Source organism: Tateyamaria omphalii, assembly GCF_001969365.1.
GTDB lineage: Bacteria > Pseudomonadota > Alphaproteobacteria > Rhodobacterales > Rhodobacteraceae > Tateyamaria > Tateyamaria omphalii_A.
Map to the genome: position 1 here is coordinate 3,760,524 of NZ_CP019312.1, position 20,896 is coordinate 3,781,419.

A 20,896-nucleotide genomic window follows, 5' to 3' on the forward strand; every position below is an offset into this window, starting at 1 on the left:
CCCGAGATGTCAGAGCAGTATGATCCCAGCCCCGTGAACCCCTTGCCCCCCGCCGTGTGGCTGCTGTTTGCCGCCATTGCGCTGCCGGAGTTGGCGTTTTCGCTGGGCGAGGCGAATTTGATGGGCGGGCCTGCCGCCGTGGGGTGGCGGCTGCAGGCGCTGAATGAGTATGGGTTTTCTGGCGAAGCCTTTGATTTCATGCTGGGCAACGGCGTTTTGTTGCCGGAGCATTTGCTGCGTTTTGTGACCTATCCCTTTGTCCACAGCGCGTTCACCTCGACCTTGTTTGCGGCGGTGATCCTGCTGGCCATGGGCAAGATGGTGGCCGAGGTGATGGGCGGTTGGGCTGTCATTCTACTTTTCGTGCTGTGCGGGATCTTTGGCGCGCTGGTCTTTGCCCTTGTGACCGACCAGGCGTGGCTGTTTGGGGCCTATCCGAGTGTGTATGGGCTGATCGGTGTCTTTACCTTTCTGCTGTGGCAGAAGCTGGCCGCGACAGGGGGGCCGCAATCGCGGGCCTTTACCCTGATTGGGGTGTTGATGGGGTTGCAGCTGCTGTTCGGGATGTTTTTCCAGGTGGGCTATGCCTGGGTGGCTGAGTTGGCGGGATTTTGCGCAGGCTTTGCGCTGACCGCGTTTGTCATGCCCGGCGGATGGGCGCGGGTGCTTGCCATGTTGCGGCGGCGTTAGCTGCGGCGAACCGCTCCGCGGATGTCAGAGAGCCGCAGGGCACCGATGGCGTGGGCGATGCTGAAATAGGCCGCGCCGCCCACGGTGATCAGCCCCAGAAGGGCGATGTAGCGAATTCCGTCGGTGCCCAGCGCGGGTTTCAGCACTGTGGCGAGGACGCCCAGCAGGATGCCCATCGCGACGGAGGCCAGAATGATCCGGGGCAGGCGTTTTCGGTAGCGTGTGTCGGTGCGCACCACCTCGCCCATCCCCCGTGCGCCGAGATAAAGCAATCCGAGCATGGCCCAGCCCGCCGCGGTTGTGGCGATGGCCGGGGCGATCCAGCCTAGGATCGACGACAGGCCGATGGCGATGCCTGCGTTGATCACCATCGCGACGCAGGCGTAGTAGAACGGTCGCTTGGTGTCGCCCCGCGCGAAGTACTGCGGTTGCAGCACCTTTTGCAGCACGAAGGCGGGCAGGCCCGCGCCGTAGATGGCCACGGCCGTGGCGATGGCGGCAGCGTCATCCGCGCCCGTGGCCCCGCGTTGGAACAGGACCGACACGAGCGGCAGGGGGATCACCATGAGCGCCATAGCGCTCGGCAGGGTGAGCGCCATCGAGAACTCGGTCGCGCGGGAATAGGCGTCGCGGGCGCCGTCGCTGTCCCCGGCCTTGAGCCTGCGGGAGAGATCCGGCAGCAGGACGATGCCCACGGCGATGCCGACGACGCCGAGCGGCAGTTGATAAAGCCGGTCGGCGGCGAAAAGCCAGCTGACCGCGTTGTCGTAGTTCGACGCAACGAGCTGGCCCACGACCAGGTTGATCTGCATGACGCCGGTGGCGAGGGCGGCAGGAATGGCGGTGCGCACCATCTGGCTCATGTCCGGGGTCCAGCGTGGTAGGGCCGGTGTCAGGGCGAACCCTGCTTGGGTCGCGGCACCCCAGGTCAGGGCCAGTTGCGCGATCCCGGCGAGCGGGATGGTCCAGACGAGCCAGGTGATTGCCTCGGCCCCCGTGGCCCAGGCGAGCGTCATGGCGGCGATCACCAGCACGTTCAGCAGGACCGGTGCAGCCGCCGCGACCGCGAACCGGCCCGTGGCGTTCAGGATGCCGGAGAAGAGCGCCGAGAGCGACATGAAGAAGATGTAGGGGAACACGATCCGTCCGTAGCCCACGGCGAGGTCGAAGCGTTCCGGCCCGAAGCCGCCCGCCGTGGCCCAGACCAGTGCGGGCATGAAGATCATGGCGAGCGCCGTCAGGATGAGTGTGCAGAGCGCCAGCCCGTTCAGGGCGTCACGTCCGAATTTGGCGGCGTCCTCGTCCCCTTCGAGCTTGGCGGAGAACATCGGCACGAAGGCCGCGTTGAACGCACCTTCGGCAAAGAAGCGGCGGAACATGTTGGGCAGGCGGAAGGCCGCGACAAAGGCGTCCATCAGCGGGCCGGGGCCGATCAGCGACAGGATCATCACCTCGCGCACGAAGCCAAGGATGCGGCTGAGCAGCGTCCAGACACCCACGGTCAGGAAGCCGCTGATAAGGCGGATCGGTTTCATTGGAGACGGGGTAGCGGGTGGTGCCGATACGCGCAATGGTCGCTGTTACAACGGATTTTCAGCGTGTCCGCTTTGCCGCCTTTAACAAGGGTCAGGAGCGCCCCCCTGACCCTTGCGTAGGTTTTTTTGGATCAGAACAGGAAGCCGTCCCCGAGGCCAAGATCGGCACCGGCGTCGCCGGATGGCTCCGGTGCGACCGGGGTCTGGCCGAAGCCACCCTCCCCGTCGGAGTAGAAGGTGAATGTGTCTCCGTCACCGGTGGTGTACCAGCCAGAGTAGGCATCGGGGTCGCTTACGTCGCTTGAGACCAGATAGGTCATGTCCTGATCTGCTGCGGCTTCGGATTCCAGCCACGCTTCGACGGTCTGGAGCGTTGGGGCTTCGCCGTCGTTGAAGGGGTCGCCGTCTTCGGCAAAGTCTTCCTGTCCTTCGGACGGCGCCTTTTTTTCGTCGATCCGGCGGGGCTGCTGCCCGCCTTCGGGGTTGTTCATTGTGGGCATATCGACCTGCGGTGCGCCGCCGAACAGGGCGTCCTGAAGGTTGAAAATGCCAACGGCATAGAGGTCATCCATGTAGATGGATTGCGTCCAAGGGTCGGGTCGGGTTCCGGTGACGATGATGTTGTTTTCGCTGGTCATGGACATGGGGTCCCAGGATGAAAAGCTCATAAAAAATCTCCAAACATTAGTTAATGACTTGGGAACGGTATCTTGACGCCGCGTCAGTTCAATCGCCCATCCGTACGCTTGCGATTTTCCGCCATTTGACGGGGTTTCGGGCGGCGGGGTTCCGCCACGGATTCTGTGATGTCGACGATCGTCAGCGCGTCGTTGCGCACATTTTTCCCGCGACGCGCGAATAAAACCCGGGCTGCAATCGTTAACTCTGTGCAAGGCCGGCGCGGTGTCGGCGCCAGAAAATATCAGACGCTTATTGCAAACAAAAGGAGACTTGAAATGACCATTCAGACTGTTGCCATTGGCGGGGACCACGGCGAAGATTTCGGTATTGAGCACATCAATTCCATCGGCTTTCGCGGTGACGACATGGTGGAGGGCGTTCGGATCAATGGCACGTATTACGGTGACGTGCAGGGCGACGAAACCGACGTTCTGAACTTTCAGCAGGACGAATACATCAATCACCTTGTCGTCTACGAAAGCCATGACGATAAGAAGAACGAAGACAGGATCCGTGGTGTTGAACTGACGACCAACCTGGGCCGCAGCCTCACGTGCGGGACGTTTCGGGGGCCGAAGCGTGTTCTGAAAAACATCCGGGTGCTGGGTATCGGCGGCAATGCAGGCCACATGCTGTTCAAGCTGCGCGTTTACCACATCTCGGATTACAAGGAATCGTCCGTGGTTCAGACTGGCGTGTTCGCCGTCACCAATGTCATCCCGCAGGGCCAGACATTCGAACGCTCGGTCTCTAGCCGTGTGGCCAAGATGGACAGCACGCGCCTGTTCTTTGAAACTGTGAGCAGCGTGACACAGACCAATGAAGCGGGTGCGGCGATGGGTGAGTTTTCGGCCAAGGCCAGCACGACCTTTGGTCTGACGGTCACCACGCAGGCCGAGTTCAATTCCATCGTCGAAGAGGAGCGGAAGGAGACCGAAAAGATCACCTATGCTCCGCCTGCGGGCCATGTCGGGATCGAGGTTGTCGTGATGGACGTGTTCGAGGCAAGCGACGGGATCATCTGGTTCTTTCCGACATCCGAGCCGAACATCATTTCCGCCGCCGTGTCGGGCGATAGTGTGATTACATCGGACCTGTATGACATGACGGGCGTGCTGACGCTGCATCTGCCCAACATGGCTCCGCAGACATTTGACTACGACAGTTTTGCCGCGCGCATGGCCGCGTGACCTAAGACTTTTGCAGCACTTTATTTCAGCACTTTCGAGGCCCCTGTTTCGTGCAGGGGTCTTTTTTCGTATTTGTGCGCGTTGTGAATCATTTGCTTTGGGAGCCGCTGGCCCCTATCAAAGCGCTTTGAGTGTTAGTGCTAACATCTGACAATAGGGGCTTTGACGATGGCAGACGGACAAGACTGGTGGCGTGGGTCGGTGACCTATCAGATCTATCCCCGGTCCTTTATGGACGCGGATGGCGACGGGATTGGCGACATCAAGGGCATCATGGACCGGTTGGGCCATGTGGCGTCGCTGGGGGTCGATGCGATCTGGTTGAGCCCGGTATTCCCGTCGCCGATGGCCGACATGGGGTATGATGTTTCGGATTATCTGGACATCGATCCGAGTTTTGGCACGCTTGCAGAATTTGATGCCATGGTTGCCAAAGCCCATGATCTGGGTCTGAAGGTCATCATTGATCAGGTGTTGAGCCATGCGTCTGACCAGCATGCGTTGTTTACCGAGAGCCGTCAGAGCCGGGACAACCCCAAGGCCGACTGGTTCATCTGGGCCGATCCGAACCCCGATGGCACACCGCCCAACAACTGGCTGTCGATCTTTGGCGGTCCGGCCTGGACCTGGGATTCCCGCCGTCGCCAATATTACATGCACAATTTTCTGAAAGAGCAGCCGGATTGGAATTTCCACAATCCGGAGGTTCAGGATTACCTGCTGGATTGCGTGCGCTTCTGGCTGGAGCGCGGGGTGGATGGGTTTCGGTTGGATACCGTGAACTTCTATTTCCACGACCATTTGTTACGCGACAACGCAGCCAATCCATCGGATTGGGCGCAAGACGCCGTGCGCCCGTTCGAGATGCAGTACACGCTGTTTTCGAAGAACCGGCCGGAGAATCTTGGGTTTCTGAAGCGGTTGCGTGATTTGCTGGACGAATATGATGCCCGCACGATGGTGGGCGAGGTGGGTGACAGTCACCATGCCATTGATATCATGGGGCAATATACGTCGGGCCATCGTCTGCACATGGCCTACAGCTTTGAGATGTTGGGGCCCGATTTCTCGCCCAAGCATTTCCGCGAGCGGATTGAGGCGTTTTTCCGCGATGCGCCGGAGGGGTGGCCGTGCTGGGCGTTTTCGAACCATGATGTTCCGCGCCATGTTGGCCGCTGGCTGGCGCATGGCGTGGATCAGGATGCGCTGGCCAAGCAGGCGGCGGCGCTGCTTTTGAGCTTTGAGGGGTCGATCTGCATCTATCAGGGGGAAGAGCTAGGGCAGGTCGATACGGTCCTGAGCTTTGACGAGTTGACCGACCCCGAGGGCATCAATTTCTGGCCGGAGAAGACAGGGCGCGATGGCTGCCGGACTCCGATGATGTGGGAGGCGGATGCGCCGAATGGCGGCTTTAGCCAGGCCAACCGCACGTGGCTGCCGGTGAAGGCGCCTCAGCAAGCGCGGGCCGTGTCAGCGCAGGGGGGGAACAGCGTTCTGGCGTTCTATCGCGAGATGCTGGCGCTGCGCCGCGGGACGCAGGATTTGCGGGCGGGCAAGACGGTGTTTCTTGATCTGCCGGAACCCGTGCTAGGGTTTATGCGAGGGGAGAACATGATGTGCATTTACAACCTGTCGCCTGATCCGGTCACCGTGGCGCTGCCCCATGCGGTGACGTCTGTTCTGGATCAATCGGCGCAGGTCGATGGTGCGCAAGTCACACTTGGTGGCAGCGGGTTTTTGATCGGGCGCGTCGCCTGATGGGTGGGGCGGAGACCAAGACCCTGCCGCCCCATATGACCCAAGGGGATGTCGATGCGCTGCTAGAGGCGCGCCATGACCGCCCCTTTGATGTGCTTGGTCTGCACAAGACAGACCGTGCGGCGTGGTGCGTTGCCCTTGTGCCGGATGCGGTGCAGATTGTGGCGACCTTGGGGCGCAAAGCCGTGCCTCTCGACCGTGTGAAAGGGCCGCTTTTTGCGGGCAAGGTGCCCAATTCGAAATCTGCATATGCGTTAACTGCGATCCATGCAGACGGGTCCGAATGGTCTTTTGACGATCCCTATCGTTTTGGTCCGATCCTGAGTGATCTGGATCAGCATCTGATCAGTGAGGGCACGCATCGGCAGTTATGGCAGGCGCTGGGCGCGCATGTGATGGAGCTGGACGGCGTTGCGGGCACGCACTTTGCCGTCTGGGCGCCCAATGCGGTGCGCGTGTCCGTTGTGGGCGATTTCAACATCTGGGACGGGCGCCGCCACCCGATGCGCCGTGTGGGCGAGACGGGCGTGTGGGAGATTTTCCTGCCCGGTATCGCCGAAGGTGATCTGTATAAATACGAGATCGCGCCGCAGGACGGTGCGCCGTTTCTCAAGGCCGATCCGTTGGCGTTTGGGGCGCAGCACCCGCCCGAGACGTCGTCGGTCGTGCGGGACATTTCGGGCTACGGTTGGGACGATGCGGAGTGGATGGCGCAGCGCGGTGCGGTGCAGAGCCGGGACAAGCCGATTTCCATCTACGAGGTGCATCTCGGGTCTTGGCGGCACACGCCTGATGGGCGACGGCTGAGCTATCGCGAATTGGCGACCGAACTGGTCGAGTACGCCAAGTGGATGGGCTTCACCCATCTGGAGTTTCTGCCGATCAGCGAGTTTCCCTTTGACGGGTCATGGGGGTATCAGCCCCTTGGTCTGTATGCCCCCACCATCCGCTTTGGCCCGCCGCATGAGTTTCGCGATCTGGTCGAGGCGGCGCACAAGGCGGGGCTGGGTGTGATCCTGGACTGGGTGCCGGGGCACTTTCCGTCGGACGCCCATGGGCTGGCGGAGTTCGATGGCACGCATTTGTACGAACATGCCGACCCGCGCGAGGGGTTTCATCAGGACTGGAACACGCTGATCTACAACTACGGGCGGCGCGAGGTGAAGAACCACCTGACCGCCAACGCGCTGTATTGGTTCAAGGAATATCATATCGACGGGCTGCGCGTGGATGCGGTGGCGTCCATGCTCTATCGCGATTATTCGCGTGATGACGGGCAATGGGTGCCCAACAAGGACGGCGGGCGCGAGAATTACGAGGCCATTGATGTCCTGAAAGAGATGAATACCGTCTGCTATGGCGAGGTTGACGGGATCATGACCGTGGCCGAGGAAAGCACGGCCTTTCCCGGCGTGTCGTCGCCGGTGGATGCCGGTGGCCTTGGCTTTGGCTACAAGTGGAACATGGGGTGGATGAACGACACCCTGCGGTACATCGAAAAGGACCCCATTCACCGCAAGCACGATCATCATTTGATGACCTTTCCGATTGATTACTCATTCTCGGAAAACTTCGTGCTGCCGATCAGCCATGACGAGGTGGTTCATGGCAAAGGGTCGATGATTGCCAAGATGCCCGGCGATGAGTGGGAGAAGTTCGCCAACCTGCGCGCCTATTACGGTTTCATGTGGGGGCATCCCGGCAAGAAGCTGCTGTTCATGGGCTGTGAGTTTGGACAGTGGGCCGAGTGGAACCATGATGCGACCTTGGATTGGGATGCGCTGCACGGGCCGCAGCAGAAGGGGGTGCAAGCGCTGGTGCGCGATCTGAACCACCTCTATCGCGACACGCCTGCGTTGCATCGGCGCGATTGCGATCCGTCCGGGTTTCAATGGATAGCGAATGACCCGGATCAATCCCTGACTGCCTTCATGCGGCGGGGCGCGGAGGATGATGCGCCGGTGATTGTGGTGTGTAATTTCACCCCGGTGGAGCGCCAGTGGCGCATCGGTGTGCCGGTGTCTGGAACCTGGGAGGAGGTTCTGAACACCGACGCTGCGGCCTATGGCGGCGGGAACCGGGGCAACGGGGGGGCCGTTCAAACCCAGACGGGTGATTGGGACGGTCAGCCGCAATTTGCGGACGTCACGGCGCCGCCTTTGGCCACGGTGATGTTCCGACATGAAATTTAGGGAGGATTGGATATGGTGGACACGACACGGCTGTCGCAAAGGTCGATGGCCTTTGTGCTGGCGGGGGGGCGCGGGTCGCGCCTGAAAGAGTTGACCGACCGGCGGGTGAAACCGGCGGTGTATTTCGGCGGCAAGACGCGAATTGTGGATTTTGCCCTGTCCAATGCGGTGAATTCCGGTATCCGTCGCATGGCGCTGGCCACCCAGTACAAGGCACACTCGCTGATCCGCCATTGCCAGCGGGGGTGGAGTTTCTTCCGCGCCGAGCGGAACGAGTTTCTGGACATCCTGCCCGCGTCCCAGCGTGTGTCAGAAGAGATGTGGTATCGTGGCACGGCGGATGCGGTGACCCAGAACATCGACATCGTCGACAGCTACGATATTGAATATATTGTCATTCTGGCCGGTGATCACATCTATAAGATGGATTACGAGGTCATGTTGCGCCAGCATGTGGAGCAGGGGGCGGATGTGACAGTGGGCTGCCTGACGGTGCCGCGCGAAGAGGCGAGTGCATTTGGCGTGATGGGCGTGGACGCGCAGAGCCGGATCACGTCATTTCTGGAAAAGCCCGCTGATCCGCCTGCGACACCCGAGGATCCGACCAAGGCGTTGGCGTCGATGGGCATTTACGTCTTTAGCTGGAAATTCCTGCGTGAGCTTTTGATAAGGGACGCCGAGGATCCGAATTCAAGCCATGATTTCGGGCACGACCTGATCCCGGACATCGTGAAGAACGGCAAGGCCGTCGCCCACCGTTTTGATGACAGTTGTGTGCGGGCCGAAGAGGCGCCCAGCTACTGGCGCGATGTGGGGACGCTGGATGCCTTCTGGGAAGCCAATATCGACCTGACCGACTTCACGCCCGAGCTGGATTTGTGGGATCAGCACTGGCCGATCTGGACCTATTCCGAAAGTGTGCCGCCCGCGAAGTTCATCCATGATGAGAAGGACCGGCGCGGGGTGGCGATTTCGTCTATGGTGTCGGGCGGCTGTATCATTTCGGGGACCGAGGTGCGCAATTCGCTGCTGTTCACCGATGTGCATACCAATTCCTATGCCGTACTGGATCATTCCGTCGTCCTGCCCAACGTGGTCATCCACCGGTCGGCCCGGCTGCGCAAATGCGTGATTGACCGGGGGGTGGAGATCCCCACAGGTCTGGTGGTGGGCGAGGATCCGTTGGAGGACGCGAAACATTTCCGGGTGTCCGACAAGGGTACGACCCTGATCACCGCCCCGATGGTGGAGGCGTGGAAGGCGGCCCAATGACACGCGTTCTGTCCGTCGCTTCGGAATGTGCGCCGCTGGTCAAGACTGGCGGCCTTGCAGATGTGGCCGGTGCCTTGCCCGCGGCGCTTGCGCCCCTGGGCGTGGATATGCGGACCCTGTTGCCGGGCTATCCGGCTGTGATGGATGCGCTTGGGGCGGCAGATGTCGTTGCCGAGGTTGGCGATCTGTTTGGCGGCTCGGCTTGTCTGCTGGCGGGAGAGGCGGCGGGGCTGGACCTGTTTGTGCTGGACGCGCCGCTTCTGTTTGACCGGGGGGCCGGGATATACCTGAATGGCGATGGCGTTGATTGGCCCGACAACCCCGAACGCTTTGCCGCGCTGTGCCGGGTGGCGGCGGATTTGGCCGCAGGGTCCTTGGGCCATTGGCGCCCTGATCTGGTGCATTGCCATGATTGGCAGGCGGGGTTGGTGCCATACTACCTGAAGCGCAATGCAGTGGGCGTGCCGAGTGTCCTGACCATTCACAATATCGCCTTTCAGGGCCTTGTGCCCATGGACCGCGCCAAGGCGCTGGGCATTGCCAAGGCGGACCTGACCCGCGAGGGCGTCGAATACTGGGGGCAGATTTCGGCGTTGAAGGCGGGGTTGCTGCACGCGGATCGGCTGACCACCGTGTCGCCCACCTATGCCCGCGAGTTGATGACGCCGGAGTTCGGGATGGGTCTGGATGGTGTCTTGCAGAGCCGCAAGGCTGACTTGTCGGGCATTCTGAACGGCATTGATCTGGACGTGTGGTCGCCCGAGGTGGATGGCCATATCCGCCCCTACAAGACACTGCGCGGGAAGGCGGCGAACAAGGCGCCGCTGCGCGCCGAGTTCGGGTTGCCTGAGGCAGCTGGGCCGCTGTGTGTTGTCGTGTCCCGGCTGACGGCGCAAAAGGGGCTGGACCTGCTTTTGGATGCGTTGCCGGCGCTTTTGGACCGGGGCGGGCAATTGGCGCTGCTGGGGTCGGGTGATCCGGCGCTTGAGGCTGCCTTTGCCAGCTATGACCATCCCGGTGTTGCGGTCCGCATCGGCTATGACGAGGCGCTGTCGCACCGGATGATGGCGGGGGGCGATGCGATTTTGGTGCCATCGCGGTTCGAGCCGTGCGGGCTGACGCAATTGTACGGTCTGCGCTACGGTACGTTGCCTGTGGTCGCCCTGACCGGCGGGCTGGCCGATACCGTGATCCCGGCGACGCCTGCCACGATGGCAAAAGGGGTGGCGACGGGCCTGCAATTTCATCCGGTGACGGCGGATGCGCTCTCAAACGCGCTGATGCAGCTTTGTGACCTTTTCGAAACGCCCAAGCTGTGGTCAAAGATGCAGCGAAATGCGATGGCGCAGCCCGTGGGGTGGGCGCCGTCGGCTGCGGCCTATGCTGCGCTGTATGATGACTTGGTGAAGGCTGCCGAATGACACCATTCCAACTGAGCGCGGGCCGCCCCCACCCGTTGGGCGCCACGTTCGACGGCGAGGGCGTGAACTTTGCCGTGTTTTCCCAGCACGCGACCCGCGTGGTACTTTGCCTGTGCGACGCGCAGGGGCGCGAGGTGTACCTTGTCGACCTGGCCGAGCGCGAGGGGCATATCTGGCACGGCTACATCGCGGGCCTGCGTCCCGGTCAGCAATATGGCTACCGCGTGCACGGGCCTTGTGCCCCTGCCGAGGGGCACCGCTTCAACCCCTACAAGCTGCTCATGGACCCCTATGCCAAGCGGCTGAGCGGGCAGGTGCAGTGGCATGATGCGCTTTACGGCTACGAGATCGGGCACAAGGACAAGGACCTGAGTTTCGATGCGCGCGACAGTGCCGATTACATGCCCCGGTCTGTCGTGGTGGACCCGGCATTCACCTGGGGCCGGAATGAGCAGGTGCGGCTGGATACGCCGTGGTCCGACACGGTCATTTACGAGGCGCATGTCAAAGGGCTGACGGCGCAGCGCAAGGATGTGCCCCACGCGGGGCGGTTCCTGGGCATGGCGTCGGACCAGATGCTGGAACATCTGACTGATCTGGGTGTCACGGCCATCGAGCTACTGCCTGCGCAGGCCGCCGTTGATGACCGGTTTCTGGTGGACAAGGGGTTGAGCAATTATTGGGGCTACATGACCTACGGGTTCTTTGCACCTGAGCCCAAATACCTGAGTAACCATGATATTTCCGAGTTTCAGCAGATGGTGGCACGGTTCCATTCGGCCGGGATCGAGGTGATCATGGACGTGGTGTACAACCACACGGCCGAGGGCGATCAGCGTGGGCCGACACTGAGCTTTCGGGGCTTTGACAACGCGAGCTATTACCGGCTGGCGGATGACCCGCGTTACTATGTGGATGACACGGGCTGCGGCAACACGCTGGATCTGGATCATCCCTTCGTGTTGCGCATGGTGATGGATTCGTTGCGTTATTGGGTCGAGGTCATGCATGTGGACGGCTTCCGCTTTGATCTGGCGTCGAGCCTTGCGCGCACGTCGGGTGGGTTTGACCGGGACGGGCCGTTTTGCAGGGCCATCCGGCAGGACCCGGTGTTGAACAAGGTCAAGATGATTGCAGAGCCGTGGGACGTGGGGCCCGGTGGCTATCAGCTGGGCGCGTTCCCGTCGCCCTTTACTGAGTGGAATGACAAGTACCGCGATCACGTGCGCCGGTTCTGGCGGGGCGATGCCTGCATGATCCGCAAGCTGGCCGGGAACGTGACCGGTTCGGCGCTGCGCTTTGATCATGACGGGCGCCCGGCGACGTCGTCGATCAACTTTCTGACCGCCCATGACGGGTTCACATTGATGGATACCGTCAGCTACAATGAAAAGCACAACGCGGCCAATGGCGAGGGCAACCGCGACGGGCACGACCACAATTGTTCGGACAATTGCGGGGTCGAGGGCCCGACAAATGATCCACAGATCATGGCCCTGCGCGCGCAGCGGCGGCGCAACATGCTGGCCACACTGATGATGAGCCAGGGCACGCCGATGATCCTGGCGGGCGATGAGTTGGGCAACAGCCAGATGGGCAATAACAACGCCTATTGTCAGGACAACGAGATCGGCTGGGTCAACTGGGACGAAGCGGACCCGGATTTCCTGGCCTTCTGCCGTCAGATCATCGCGTTTCGCAAATCCAGCCCGATCCTGCGCCAGAAGCGGTTCTTGCACGCGGGCAAGCGGGCCGTCGATGGCAAGCCGGACGTGTTTTGGCGCAAGGCCGACGGCACCGCCATGGAAGAGGAAGACTGGCAGCGCGCCGAGTTGAAATTCCTCGGGGTCGAGATGCGGATGGCACGTGGGACGCCCGCATACGAGCCCCGGCTGGGTGCGATTTACCTGTTATTCAACGCAGGCGATGCGACCACAGCAACCCTGCCCGAGACGCTGCCGGGGCACCGGTGGCACCGGGTCATCGACACCTCTGGTCAGGTGCTGGCAGCGCCCAGGTCCGACGCCGTGTCTATCGCACCGAACAGTGTCGTGGCCCTTGAATTATGCGCTGTGGACGGAATGTCCGTGGGCGAAGAGATATTTGAAAACAGGAAGATCAAGGCATGACCATCCAAACCATTGAAACCAAACCGATTGACGGACAAAAACCGGGCACCAGCGGGCTGCGCAAGAAGACAGCCGTGTTCATGCAACCGGGGTATCTTGAGAATTATACGCAGGCCATTTTCGACGGGATTGGAGGCATTGGCGGCAAGACGCTGGTCGTCGGCGGTGATGGGCGGTATTTCAACGACGTGGCCATCGCGACGATCCTGCGCATGGCGGCGGCCAATGGGGCGGCCAAGTGCATCGTCGGACAGGGTGGGTTGCTGTCCACCCCTGCCGCATCGCACCTGATCCGCAAGCGTGGGGCCGATGGCGGTTTGATCCTGTCGGCAAGCCACAACCCGGGCGGCCCAAAGGCGGATTTTGGTCTGAAATACAACGGGCCGAACGGGGGGCCTGCGACCGAGGGCGTGACGGCCAAGATCTTTGCGCGCACCGAGGAGATTGACGCTTACCGCATTCTGGATGGCGGCGATGTGGATCTGGATGCGCTGGGCGACACTGCCTTGGCCGGCATGCAGGTCGAGATTGTGGATCCTGTGGCCGATTACGCCGACCTGATGGGGACGCTGTTTGACTTTGACGCTATTGCGGACCTGTTCCGCGGTGGGTTTCGGGTCTGTTTCGATGCCATGCACGCGATCACTGGCCCGTATGCCCACGAGATCCTTGAGAACAGGTTGGGCGCGCCTGCGGGCACTGTCATCAATGGCGTGCCGAGCCCCGATTTTGGTGGTGGCCACCCGGACCCGAACCCGGTTTGGGCCAAGGCGCTGATGGATGTGATGTATGCCGAGGACGCGCCCGACTTTGGCGCCGCGTCGGACGGCGATGGCGACCGCAACATGATCGTTGGCCAGCGCTGCTATGTCAGTCCGTCGGACAGTCTGGCACTGCTTGCGGACAAGGCCGATCTTGCGCCCGGCTATGCCGGAGGCCTGGCCGGCGTGGCGCGGTCCATGCCCACCTCTGCCGCCGCCGACCGCGTGGCCGAGGCCAAGGGTATGGCGCATTTCGAGACGCCAACCGGTTGGAAGTTCTTTGGCAACCTGCTGGATGCGGACAAGGTGACGCTGTGCGGTGAGGAAAGCGCCGGGACCGGGTCGAACCATGTGAGGGAAAAGGACGGGCTGTGGGCGGTTCTGCTGTGGCTGAACATTCTGGCGGCGACGGGCAAGTCGGTGGCCGACCTGATGGCGGATCATTGGGCGACCTACGGGCGCAATTACTACTCGCGCCATGATTACGAGGCGGTGGACAGTGCGGCGGCCAATGACCTGATCGCCAATCTGCGTGGGCGTCTTGGCGACCTGCCGGGGCAGACGGTCGGCAACCTCACCGTGTCAGGCGCGGACGAGTTTTCCTACGACGATCCGGTGGACGGCTCGACCTCGTCTGGCCAGGGCATCCGCATATTTTTCGAGGGCGGTGGACGGGTTGCGTTCCGGTTGTCGGGGACTGGGACGGACGGTGCGACGTTGCGCGTCTACCTTGAGCAGTTGGAGACAGCGCCGGGCGCTTTGGGCAAGGACCCGCAAGAAGCGTTGGCGGGCATCATCGCAGCAGCCGACGCGCTGGCCGAGATCAAGGTGCGCACAGGCCGCGATGGCCCTGACGTCATCACCTGATGTGACCAAGGGCGGCTAGTCCGCCGCCCGCTGCACCCCTTCGACGATGGCGGCGCGCAGTTTCTTTTCCAGCGTCTTCTGCTTGGCCTCGGAGTAGTATTTCAGGCCGAACATGTCCTTGACGTAGAAGGTATCGACCACCTGTTCGCCATAGGTCGCGATGACCGCGTTGGCGATATAGACGTTGGATGCCGCGAGTGTCCGCGTCAGATCGTGCAGCAGGCCGGGGCGGTCGCGGGTGTCGACCTCGATGATCGTGTAAATGTCGGACCCTTCGTTGTCGAAGGTGATATGGGTCGGGACCCTGAACGCCTTTTCGCGTTTCTTGACCTTGTCGCGGTCCTTGATCGCGTCGCGCGTGACAACCTCGCCCGCAAGTGTGCGTTCGATCATCTTGCGCAGGCGGGGCAGGCGTGCGGCGTCGTAGGGGTTGCCGTCGGCGTCCTGGATCCAGAAGGCATCGGTCACGAACCCATCGGATGTGGTGTAGCTGCGTGCGTCGACGATGTTGGCGCCGACGAGGGCCAGTGCTCCGGTGAGGCGGGCAAAGATGCCGGGATGGTCGGGCATGACGAAACAGGCGCGGGTGGCATCGCGGTCCTCGTCCGGGTGGAGGTCCATGACGATTTCGTTTTCGCCGATGTTCTTGAGCAGGTTGGCAAACACCAAATGGGCAGTGACGTGCAGCCCCTGCCAATAGGCATCGTAATGACGGGCAACTTCGGTTTGCACGTCCTTGCGTGCCCAGTCCGACAGTTCCGCACGCAGCGCCTTTTTCGCCTCCGCCCCGCGACCCGCACGGGTCAGCGCCTCCATCCCGTCCTCGAGCGCGCGGCGGGTCTGGCGGTAAAGTGCGCGGATCAGCACGGCCTTCCAGTTGTTCCAGGTGGTGGGGCCGACGCCGCGGATGTCGCAGACAGTCAGCACGCACAGCAGGTCGAGCCGTTTGACCGTCTGCACCGCCTTGGCAAAGTCGCGCACGGTGCGGGGGTCGGCGATGTCGCGTTTCTGGGCCATGTCAGACATCAGAAGGTGGTAGCGCACCAGCCATTCGACCGTATCCACCTCGTCCTGCTTCAGGCCGAGACGCGGGGCAATCTTGCGCACCATTTGCGCGCCCAGGATCGAATGGTCCTCCTCCCGCCCCTTGCCAATGTCGTGCAGAAGGAGTGCCACGTAGAGCACCTTGCGGTTTACGCCGTCCTTCAGGATGGATGAGGCGACGGGCAGGTCTTCTTCCAGCTCATCGCGTTCGATCATCGCAAGCTGGGCGATGCATTGGATGATGTGTTCGTCCACCGTGTAGGAGTGGTACATGTTGAACTGCATCATTGCGACGATGTGTTCAAACTCGGGGATGAAGGTGGCCAGCATCCCCAGCTCGTTCATCCGCCGCAAGGCCCGTTCCGGGTTGCCGTGTTTCAAGAGCAGGTCGAGAAAGATGCGCTGCGCCTCGGGGTCCTTGCGCATGCCATCATCGACAAGATCCAGATGCGACTTGATCAGTCGCATGGCGTCGGGGTGGATCAGCATGCCGGTGCGCAGCGCTTCCTCGAAAATGCGCAGGAGGTTCAGCTTGTCCGTCAGGAAAGCCGCGTCATCCTCGATCGCAAGTCGGTTGTTGATCACCTGATAACCCGCCTTGGCCCGCGGCTTGCGCTTGAACAGCCGGTCCAGCAGCGGCTCGGCCTTCAGGTGATCGGCCTCCAGCTTGGTCAGGAAGATGCGTGTCAGGTCGCCCACTTCGGTGGCGTGCAGGAAATAGTCCTGCATGAACCGTTCCACGCCGCGCCGTCCGGCCGCGTCCTCGTATCCCATCGCATCTGCCACGGTGACCTGCATGTCGAAGGTCAGTTGTTCTGTGGCCCGGCCCGACAGCAGGTGCAGATGGCAGCGTGTGGCCCAGAGGAAATCCTCTGCCGCGACGAAGGCGTCAAATTCCTCGTCCGTGAAGAGGCCCAGGGGGACAAGTTCGGCAGCGTCCTGCACCTTGTGGATGTATTTGCCGATCCAGAACAGCGATTGCAGGTCGCGCAGCCCGCCCTTGCCCTCTTTCACGTTGGGTTCAACCACGTAACGCTGGCCCTGACGGGTGTGACGCGCGTCCCGTTCGGCCAGTTTCGCCTCGATAAAGGCGCGTTCGCTGCCTTCGAAAAGGTCGGTGCGCAGCTTGGTATCCAGCTTGGTTGCGAGGGCCGCGTCGCCAAAGAGAAACCGGTGTTCCAGCATGGCGGTGCGGATCGTGAAATCTTCGGCCCCAAGGCGCAGGCAGTCCCGCACTGTGCGGCTGGCGTGGCCCACCTTCAGCTTGAGGTCCCATAGGATGTAGAGCGTGGACTCAATCACGCTTTCCGCCCAGGGCGTGATCTTGTAGGGGGTCAGGAACAGCAGGTCGACGTCGGAAAACGGCGCCATCTCGCCCCGGCCATAGCCGCCGACGGCCAGCACGGCGAGCCGTTCGCTGTTTGTGGGGTTCGGGTTGGGGTGCATGCGCGTCTGCGCGGTGTGCAGCGCGGCATCGACCAGGCAATCGGTCAGGTATGTGTACGACCGTGTCGTGGGCCGCGCCGCAAACGGTGCTGTGCGGAAGGCGGTTGCAATAGCATCCCGCCCCGCCTTTTGCGCGGCCTTCAGATGCGCCACGACCGCTTTACGGTCGGGGTTGCTGGCCATCAACGCATGGAAAGCGTCGCTATCGAAGATCTCGGTCGCGGCGCAAATCAGGTGTTGGTCGGGCGGGTCGGTTGCCTGAAGGGCGGTATTGTTCAAGGCGCTCTCCGTTTCGAGCGGCGGCAGAGTTAGAACCCTGCGCCGCCAAAGCCGCGTGGGGCTGGGTCGATCACGACGACTTTGTTGTCGCGCACTGTGGCCACGGCAAGCCCGCGTTCGTTCGTGCCGTCCTGGCGCAGCCGGAAGATGCCGGAGGCCCCCTGGAACCCGGACCCCTGGGTCAGCGCCGCGCCCGTCAGCGCCCCTGCGTTGCCCTGTGCGGCCAGGGCGCCGATCGCTGCAATCCCGTCAAAGGCCAGACCGGCCAGCGGGTGCGGGGCACTGCCATAGGCCGATTCGTATTGCGCCCGAAAGGCGCCCGCACGGTTCGGGTCAGGCAGCGCGAACCAGCCGCCCTGAATGCCCGGCAGGTCCAGCGTTTGGCGCGGGATGTCCCAGCGCGTCATGCCAATGAACTGCGTAGCGGCGGGGTTAACCCCGGTTTCGGGCAGAAGTTGTGAAAGCAAAGGCAGGCCACCTGCGGGGGCGGCTGTCAGGAACACGGCGTTTGCACCGGCATTATCGACCGCCGATTTGACCCGTGGCACGGCGGCGATCAGGCCCTGCTGCGACAGCGGGTAGTCCACCGTGCCCGTCACCGTTGCACCGCTGCGCGACGCGGCTTGCTGGATGGCGTTGCGCCCAAGCTGGCCTGCTACATCCTGTGCGTGCACCACGACGATGCGGTCCTTGCCTTGCCCGGCCGCATAGCTGACCAACCGGTCCGCTGTGTTGTTGAAGGTCGACCCCAGCACGAACACGTTGCCGCCCGCGATGGTCGTGTTGTTCGAAAAGGCCAGCACGTTCACATTTTGCGGGGCGACCGCGACCCCTGCGGCATTCGCAGCCTCGGCATAGAGCGGACCCAAAATGATCTGCGCGCCGTCATTCACCGCTTGGGCGGCCTGCGCGGCTGCCGTCTGTGCATTGCCTGCCGTGCCATAGACACGCAGGTCGATCTGTACCCCGCGCAGGTCGCGCATGGCGAGCCGGGCTGCATTTTCGAGGTTGTTTGCGAGCAGTTCGTCACTGGCCTGGCCCGATCCGCGTGGGACGAGAAGTGCAACAGGCACGGGTTGGGTCGTGTCAATCCGTGGCCCGCCTGCCGTGATGCCGCCAATGGCTGCCGGATCGCAGGCCGCGAGCGCAAGGGCGGCAAATGGCAAGACCGCCCGCCGCACCGACTTGCGCAGCGATTTGAAAAACGCAAACATGAACTGTCACTCCCATTGATGCAGGGCATGACATTGCCCCGCCCTGATATTTTGGGCGGATCATAGTGGTAAGGTGAGGCGGGTCCAGCTTTGAATCATATCAAGACGACGCTGCGCCCGGGGATCTGGTTTGTCGGTGTGCCTATCGGGACCGCGCGCGATATCACCTTGCGGGCGCTTGATGTGCTGGCCTCTGCCGATGTTCTGGCGGCCGAGGACACGCGCAGCCTGCGCAAGTTGATGGATATCCACGGCGTGCCGCTGGATGGCCGCCGTATCGAGGCGCTGCACGAGCATTCCAAGGAGACGCAGGTCGCGCGGCTTCTGGCGCGGGCGACGGAGGAGAGCGTGGCTTATGCGTCCGAGGCCGGGATGCCGCTGATCGCGGATCCGGGCTTTGAGCTGGCGCGCGCCGCGCGGGTGGCAGGTATCCCCGTGACATGCGCGCCGGGGCCGTCCGCCGTTCTCACCGCCCTTGTGCTCGGGGGATTGCCGACGGATGCCTTCCATTTTGGCGGCTTCCTGCCCGCGACGCGCAGTGCAAGACAGCGCGCGCTGGAGGGGCTGGCCGGGATCGCGGCCACGCTGGTGCTCTACGAATCGCCAAAACGTCTTGGTGCGCTTCTGTCCGATGCCACGGATCGACTGGGGGCAGAGCGCCCGGCGGCAGTGTGCCGGGAACTGACAAAACGCTTCGAGGATGTCAGGCGCGGGACGCTGGGTGAATTGGCAGAAGCCTATGCGCGCGAGACGCCAAAAGGGGAAATCGTTGTCCTGATCGGGCGAGGAGAGACGAAGGACGTTAAGGAAAAAGACATTGATCGTGCGCTACAGTCGGCGCTGAGTGATATGACGGTCAAAGATGCGGCGGCTTTTGTGGCCGAAAGCCTGGAACTGCCCAGGCGACGTGTCTACCAGCGCGCCTTGGACATGGCGCGCGATGTGAAACAGGGCGATGAGGCTGAATGATGGCGCGGCATGAACGGTTTTTGGATCCTGCACAGCCTGTCGATGCGCGTGCTTCGCGTGGCCGCACGGCGTATCTGGCCGGTCTGGCCGCCGAAGACATTGTCGCGCGGGCCTACCGCGCGGCCGCTTACTCGCTCGTCGCCGAACGCTGGCGCGGTCGTCGCGGCGAAATTGATCTGGTGTTTTCGACCGTGGTGGGGATCGTCATGGTCGAGGTGAAGGCCAGCAAGACGTTGTCCGCCGCTGCGGACCATTTGACCCCTGCGCAGGTCGCGCGCCTTTACGCGACGGCGGAAGAATACCTTGCCACGCTGCCGAACGGATCGTTGACGGACATCCGATTTGATGTGGCGCTGGTCGATCAGGCGGGTCGCTTGAACATCCACGAAAACGCGTTCGCCGGGTACATGTGACCGACGCGCACGCCGGTTTGCGCCCTCGTACAGTGCCTTGCCATTGCGCGCCCCGCCGCTCTGCGCCATCAAAGGCGCGGACGACAGCAGAGGTGTGCCATGAAGATTGCCTTTCAGATGGACCCGATCGGGGCGGTAAATATCAACGCAGACAGCAGTTTCCGCCTGGCCGAGGAGGCGCAGGCGCGTGGGCACAGCCTGTTTTTCTATTCGCCGGATCATCTGGCCTATCAGGAGGGGCGCATTACGGCGCGGGGCCATGACTTCACCGTGCAGCGGGTGCAGGGCGAGCACGCCGAGTTGAGCGAGATGCGCGAGGTTGATCTTGCCGATTTCGACGTGATCTGGCTGCGCCAGGATCCGCCCTTTGACATGCATTACATCACGTCGACCCACCTGCTGGACCGCCTGAAGGGTGACGCCGTTGTGGTCAACGATCCGTTCTGGGTCCGGAACTATCCCGAAAAGCTGCTGGTTCTCGATTTTCCCGACCTGACCCCGCCGACGACAATTGCGCGCGATCTGGACACCATCAAGGCGTTCAAGGCCAAGCATGGCGATGTCATCCTGAAGCCGCTCTATGGCAATGGCGGTGCAGGTGTGTTCCGCCTGGATGCCAATGACCGCAACCTTACCTCGCTGCACGAGCTTTTCACCGGCTTCAGCCGCGAGCCTCTGATTGTGCAGAAGTTTTTGCCGGACGTCTCGAACGGGGACAAGCGGGTGATCCTTGTGGATGGCGACCCCGTTGGCGCCATCAACCGTGTACCCGCCGAGGGCGAGACACGGTCGAACATGCATGTGGGCGGACGTCCGGAAAAGATCGGCCTGTCCGATCGTGACCGCGAGATCTGCACCGCCATCGGGCCGCTGCTCAGGGAAAAGGGCCAGGTGTTTGTCGGCATCGACGTCATTGGCGACTACCTGACCGAGATCAACGTGACCTCGCCCACCGGCATTCAGGAGCTGGAACGTTTTGATGGCGTGAACATTGCCGAGAAGATCTGGCAGGCGATCGAGGCTAAAGTCGTTTGA

15 protein-coding genes are annotated in these 20,896 nt (G+C 62.2%); 11 read left to right on the forward strand and 4 right to left on the reverse strand.

Annotation, left to right across the window (positions count from 1 at the left end; translation table 11 throughout):
• The first annotated feature begins 6 nt into the window (after positions 1-6).
• Positions 7-690 carry a rhomboid family intramembrane serine protease gene (locus tag BWR18_RS18830; protein WP_076629932.1) on the forward strand — a complete coding sequence of 228 codons (684 nt, stop codon included), beginning with the start codon at positions 7-9 and terminating at the stop codon, positions 688-690.
• Here the strand turns inward: BWR18_RS18830 and murJ are convergent.
• Together murJ and BWR18_RS18840 are read right to left on the reverse strand one after the other, a co-directional pair.
• Positions 687-2,225, reverse strand: coding sequence for a murein biosynthesis integral membrane protein MurJ (murJ, locus tag BWR18_RS18835; protein ID WP_076629933.1), 1,539 nt, complete (start codon positions 2,223-2,225; stop codon positions 687-689). The genes BWR18_RS18830 and murJ overlap by 4 nt on opposite strands.
• Before the next feature lie 131 nt (positions 2,226-2,356).
• Positions 2,357-2,893 carry a hypothetical protein gene (locus BWR18_RS18840; RefSeq protein WP_157598839.1) on the reverse strand — a complete coding sequence of 179 codons (537 nt, stop codon included), beginning with the start codon at positions 2,891-2,893 and terminating at the stop codon, positions 2,357-2,359.
• 288 nt (positions 2,894-3,181) lie between these two features.
• Here BWR18_RS18840 and BWR18_RS18845 point away from each other — a divergent pair, with 288 nt between their 5' ends.
• The 7 genes from BWR18_RS18845 (at position 3,182) to BWR18_RS18875 (ending at position 14,496) form a co-directional block, all read left to right on the forward strand.
• On the forward strand, positions 3,182-4,096 hold the full coding sequence (locus BWR18_RS18845) for a jacalin-like lectin (RefSeq protein WP_076629935.1): 915 nt from the start codon (positions 3,182-3,184) through the stop codon (positions 4,094-4,096).
• A 168-nt stretch (positions 4,097-4,264) separates the two neighbouring features.
• Positions 4,265-5,854 (forward strand): alpha-amylase family glycosyl hydrolase, encoded by a 1,590-nt coding sequence (locus tag BWR18_RS18850; protein WP_076629936.1) that lies wholly within the window; start codon positions 4,265-4,267, stop codon positions 5,852-5,854.
• Complete coding sequence (gene glgB, locus BWR18_RS18855; protein WP_076629937.1) at positions 5,854-8,046, forward strand: 1,4-alpha-glucan branching protein GlgB; 2,193 nt, start codon at positions 5,854-5,856, stop codon at positions 8,044-8,046. Before BWR18_RS18850 ends, glgB begins: the two co-directional genes overlap by 1 nt.
• Before the next feature lie 12 nt (positions 8,047-8,058).
• Positions 8,059-9,318, forward strand: coding sequence for a glucose-1-phosphate adenylyltransferase (gene glgC, locus BWR18_RS18860; RefSeq protein ID WP_076629938.1), 1,260 nt, complete (start codon positions 8,059-8,061; stop codon positions 9,316-9,318).
• Positions 9,315-10,739 (forward strand): glycogen synthase GlgA, encoded by a 1,425-nt coding sequence (glgA, locus tag BWR18_RS18865; RefSeq protein WP_076629939.1) that lies wholly within the window; start codon positions 9,315-9,317, stop codon positions 10,737-10,739. The genes glgC and glgA overlap by 4 nt, the downstream gene beginning before the upstream one ends.
• Positions 10,736-12,868, forward strand: a complete 2,133-nt coding sequence (glgX, locus tag BWR18_RS18870) for a glycogen debranching protein GlgX (RefSeq protein ID WP_076629940.1) — start codon at positions 10,736-10,738, stop codon at positions 12,866-12,868. The genes glgA and glgX overlap by 4 nt, the downstream gene beginning before the upstream one ends.
• Positions 12,865-14,496 (forward strand): alpha-D-glucose phosphate-specific phosphoglucomutase, encoded by a 1,632-nt coding sequence (locus BWR18_RS18875; protein WP_076629941.1) that lies wholly within the window; start codon positions 12,865-12,867, stop codon positions 14,494-14,496. Before glgX ends, BWR18_RS18875 begins: the two co-directional genes overlap by 4 nt.
• 15 nt (positions 14,497-14,511) lie before the next feature.
• Here the strand turns inward: BWR18_RS18875 and BWR18_RS18880 are convergent, their stop codons facing one another.
• Positions 14,512-17,265, reverse strand: coding sequence for a [protein-PII] uridylyltransferase (locus BWR18_RS18880; RefSeq protein ID WP_076629942.1), 2,754 nt, complete (start codon positions 17,263-17,265; stop codon positions 14,512-14,514).
• 29 nt (positions 17,266-17,294) lie between these two features.
• On the reverse strand, positions 17,295-18,479 hold the full coding sequence (locus BWR18_RS18885) for a penicillin-binding protein activator (protein WP_076629943.1): 1,185 nt from the start codon (positions 18,477-18,479) through the stop codon (positions 17,295-17,297).
• A gap of 90 nt (positions 18,480-18,569) precedes the next feature.
• Between BWR18_RS18885 and rsmI the strand changes: the two genes are divergently transcribed.
• The 3 genes from rsmI to gshB all read left to right on the forward strand — a co-directional run bounded on the left by rsmI (position 18,570) and on the right by gshB (position 20,896).
• Positions 18,570-19,448, forward strand: a complete 879-nt coding sequence (gene rsmI / locus BWR18_RS18890; RefSeq protein ID WP_076629944.1) for a 16S rRNA (cytidine(1402)-2'-O)-methyltransferase — start codon at positions 18,570-18,572, stop codon at positions 19,446-19,448.
• The gene (locus tag BWR18_RS18895) at positions 19,445-19,861 is read left to right on the forward strand and encodes a YraN family protein (RefSeq protein WP_254684902.1); all 417 of its coding nucleotides are present in this window, start codon (positions 19,445-19,447) and stop codon (positions 19,859-19,861) included. Before rsmI ends, BWR18_RS18895 begins: the two co-directional genes overlap by 4 nt.
• Positions 19,862-19,960: 99 nt before the next feature.
• The gene (gshB, locus tag BWR18_RS18900) at positions 19,961-20,896 is read left to right on the forward strand and encodes a glutathione synthase (RefSeq protein WP_076629945.1); all 936 of its coding nucleotides are present in this window, start codon (positions 19,961-19,963) and stop codon (positions 20,894-20,896) included.

What these genes read in the sequence shown, in the direction of transcription:
- BWR18_RS18895 (WP_254684902.1), top strand. Translation starts at nt 19,445, where the DNA reads ATGATGGCGCGGCATGAACGGTTTTTGGATCCTGCACAGCCTGTCGAT.
- BWR18_RS18885 (WP_076629943.1), bottom strand. Translation starts at nt 18,479, where the DNA reads ATGTTTGCGTTTTTCAAATCGCTGCGCAAGTCGGTGCGGCGGGCGGTC.
- glgB (WP_076629937.1), top strand. Translation starts at nt 5,854, where the DNA reads ATGGGTGGGGCGGAGACCAAGACCCTGCCGCCCCATATGACCCAAGGG.
- BWR18_RS18850 (WP_076629936.1), top strand. Translation starts at nt 4,265, where the DNA reads ATGGCAGACGGACAAGACTGGTGGCGTGGGTCGGTGACCTATCAGATC.
- BWR18_RS18840 (WP_157598839.1), bottom strand. Translation starts at nt 2,893, where the DNA reads ATGAGCTTTTCATCCTGGGACCCCATGTCCATGACCAGCGAAAACAAC.
- glgC (WP_076629938.1), top strand. Translation starts at nt 8,059, where the DNA reads ATGGTGGACACGACACGGCTGTCGCAAAGGTCGATGGCCTTTGTGCTG.
- murJ (WP_076629933.1), bottom strand. Translation starts at nt 2,225, where the DNA reads ATGAAACCGATCCGCCTTATCAGCGGCTTCCTGACCGTGGGTGTCTGG.
- BWR18_RS18830 (WP_076629932.1), top strand. Translation starts at nt 7, where the DNA reads ATGTCAGAGCAGTATGATCCCAGCCCCGTGAACCCCTTGCCCCCCGCC.
- glgA (WP_076629939.1), top strand. Translation starts at nt 9,315, where the DNA reads ATGACACGCGTTCTGTCCGTCGCTTCGGAATGTGCGCCGCTGGTCAAG.
- BWR18_RS18875 (WP_076629941.1), top strand. Translation starts at nt 12,865, where the DNA reads ATGACCATCCAAACCATTGAAACCAAACCGATTGACGGACAAAAACCG.
- BWR18_RS18845 (WP_076629935.1), top strand. Translation starts at nt 3,182, where the DNA reads ATGACCATTCAGACTGTTGCCATTGGCGGGGACCACGGCGAAGATTTC.
- gshB (WP_076629945.1), top strand. Translation starts at nt 19,961, where the DNA reads ATGAAGATTGCCTTTCAGATGGACCCGATCGGGGCGGTAAATATCAAC.
- glgX (WP_076629940.1), top strand. Translation starts at nt 10,736, where the DNA reads ATGACACCATTCCAACTGAGCGCGGGCCGCCCCCACCCGTTGGGCGCC.